The sequence below is a fragment of the Microcystis sp. M53598_WE2 genome (genome assembly GCF_030067735.1).
Lineage (GTDB): Bacteria > Cyanobacteriota > Cyanobacteriia > Cyanobacteriales > Microcystaceae > Microcystis > Microcystis aeruginosa.
Genome location: NZ_JASJFE010000669.1, coordinates 1 through 2,092, shown reverse-complemented (window position 1 = coordinate 2,092; position 2,092 = coordinate 1). Strand labels below are relative to the sequence as shown.

Sequence of the window (2,092 nt, the reverse complement as noted above, 5' to 3'; positions counted from 1 at the left end):
TGGGGTTACTAATATCAATAATCTCCAGAGTGTCCCCCACCGCATAAGCATAGTTACCAACTACTGTCACCGCACCGGCATAGCTTAAATAATCCCATACTCCTACTAATGTGGGTGCAAATACTCCGGGATAGGTGTTGAGGATATCCGGCTGAAAAACCCCAGATGTCTGCAACTCCGACAAATCTAAGGTTTCAATAAAGGTTTGATTCTCTCCCTTTATCGCGGGTAAACTCACCTCTAACTCCCAACTTCCTCCTAAGGCTGCATTTCCTACCCGTCTGCTGGAAGCCGCTATTTTTGCCCCAGTAATTTGGGACAATTTATTAATAAACTCTGTCCCGGCATCTCCCGCCGCGACCTGACAACCGTACAGTAGGATATGATTAATCTTTGCCCAATTCTGTAACTGTTGGCGGTAATCGTAAATATTTGTTAAATTGAGTTGACAATTTCCCAAATATAAGCATCCCGGCGCACCATGGGAAACCAGGTGAATGGTGGTAATCTGGGGATTTTGTTGTAAAAAAGCGGATATTTGTTCGATTCCGTCTTGATTGGCAGAGAGAATAACGGTGGCGACTTCTGGAATTACCCCAGCTTGGAGACTTTGATAATCGCTAACACCAGCATCGAGGAAAACTACGGTAGCGGTTAAACGCTGATTTCTCGCACTATCCACCCGATTAGCTTGACTCAAGCCATCAGATTCAGCGAAATCGAATAAAATATCGTCAACAGCAGGAAGAATCGGCAACAGGGGAGAACTCATGATATTAACTGTAAAGGTTTATTGCTAACAGTTTTAGCCCAACAAGCGCCAATTTTTCAAGACTTCCATAACATAAGTTAACATTGATCGGGAAAACTGTATTTCTAAATCATCAGTTTTTCTGAATATTGTCTCTCAATTCCCCCCTCACAACTTAATCTAATTCATTTGCAGTTTGCAAAACCTCCTCATAAAGTTGATGACTGATGCGAAAATTTGCTTGGCTAATTAGAGACTCCATTATCGGTTTAACCTTAGAAACTAATCCTCTATTTTTAGCAATTAAAAGAACTCCTAGAATACCCGTAATTGACAGCCCCAAACGCACAGCCTACCTCCGTCCAAGACGTTCATCAATTAACAATTCATCCGCCTTTAATTCCCAAGCAAGAGCGATTGCTTCTGCTTCGCCAAGATCTAAATTATATTCATTCCTCAAACAAGCCACAAGTTCTAAATTAGTGGCTTGTTGAACCTGTATCCATTCCAGAGAAAGCGTCGCTTTAATGCGGATATCTTCCTCAGTTAAATTGGCCAATTCATTGGCAACTGCTTGGGGAATAATAACATTAGTATAAATATCTTTTAAGATTGACAGATAACCAACAAGAGCAAGACTGCTGAGAGGAGAAGTATCGCTAATAATGATCATAGCCAACCTTTGTTTTTTAAATGCTTAATATCTTCCTGAAACTCAGCAACATCATAATGAATACAAATTCCTCTTTCAGAAAGCAGCCGTTGAAACTTGATTTGATTAATACCTAATAACTCACTTGCTTTTCCCAAGCTAATCTTATCTTGTTGAAATAACATAATAACAATCTCTTTTAACAGTTCATCCTCTGATAAACCACTTGCTTTAATCACTTCTTGGGAAATAACTAGACTCATATTTTCTTCGTATTTTGACAAGAATTATACAAATGTTATCCTATTTTTCGCCGCCTGTCAAGGTGAATTGGTGAGTAATTCCCACCCTACGGTAAAAAGCATTGTCTTTGACCTCACTTCAATCAACAAGCTATAATGACAATTTTAGCGGGTCATTGTCAGGGGGATACTTCCCGCGTTAACTTTTCTCTTTCAGCCAAAACCACCCGAAGTAATCTCACCGCTTGTGATGGCGAAGATGCGATCGCTAACGTCAAAACTAGGCAGTTAAAGTATTTAACCAATTGATTAAATCTTCAACCGTAGAGAAATCGAATAAAGCTTCTCCTAATACTTCGACATCATCAATACTTAACTGCATAATTTTAGTTTCTAATGAAGGATTAATCTCCCCTAACTTGCGTTTAAGTTGACGAAGAATCAATG

4 protein-coding genes and 2 pseudogenes are annotated in these 2,092 nt (G+C 39.5%); 1 reads left to right on the top strand and 5 read right to left on the bottom strand.

The features are described from left to right. From PX636_RS13685 to PX636_RS13670, 4 genes and pseudogenes are all read right to left on the bottom strand, one after another. Positions 1 to 70, bottom strand: a 70-nt coding sequence (locus PX636_RS13685; RefSeq protein ID WP_288117589.1) for a hypothetical protein, incomplete at its 3' end; no start/stop codon positions are given. 204 nt (positions 71 to 274) lie between these two features. Further along, a pseudogene (locus PX636_RS13680) lies at positions 275 to 772 on the bottom strand (DUF4347 domain-containing protein); the annotation flags it as partial. Positions 773 to 926: 154 nt separating this feature from the next. Continuing rightward, positions 927 to 1,424, bottom strand: a pseudogene (locus PX636_RS13675) (PIN domain-containing protein). Then, positions 1,421 to 1,666, bottom strand: a complete 246-nt coding sequence (locus PX636_RS13670) for a UPF0175 family protein (protein WP_002797501.1) — start codon at positions 1,664 to 1,666, stop codon at positions 1,421 to 1,423. The pseudogene PX636_RS13675 and the gene PX636_RS13670 overlap by 4 nt, the downstream one beginning before the upstream one ends. 135 nt (positions 1,667 to 1,801) lie before the next feature. Between PX636_RS13670 and PX636_RS13665 the strand changes: the two genes are divergently transcribed. Beyond that, positions 1,802 to 1,954 carry a hypothetical protein gene (locus PX636_RS13665; protein WP_155120265.1) on the top strand — a complete coding sequence of 51 codons (153 nt, stop codon included), beginning with the start codon at positions 1,802 to 1,804 and terminating at the stop codon, positions 1,952 to 1,954. Here the strand turns inward: PX636_RS13665 and PX636_RS13660 are convergent. Beyond that, positions 1,926 to 2,090 (bottom strand): DUF4351 domain-containing protein, encoded by a 165-nt coding sequence (locus PX636_RS13660; RefSeq protein ID WP_288117588.1) that lies wholly within the window; start codon positions 2,088 to 2,090, stop codon positions 1,926 to 1,928. The genes PX636_RS13665 and PX636_RS13660 overlap by 29 nt on opposite strands. Positions 2,091 to 2,092 lie beyond the last annotated feature (2 nt).

Bases quoted from the DNA above. Each gene is read 5' to 3' on its own strand.
- PX636_RS13670 (WP_002797501.1), bottom strand. From the start codon at position 1,666: ATGAGTCTAGTTATTTCCCAAGAAGTGATTAAAGCAAGTGGTTTATCA.
- PX636_RS13665 (WP_155120265.1), top strand. From the start codon at position 1,802: ATGACAATTTTAGCGGGTCATTGTCAGGGGGATACTTCCCGCGTTAAC.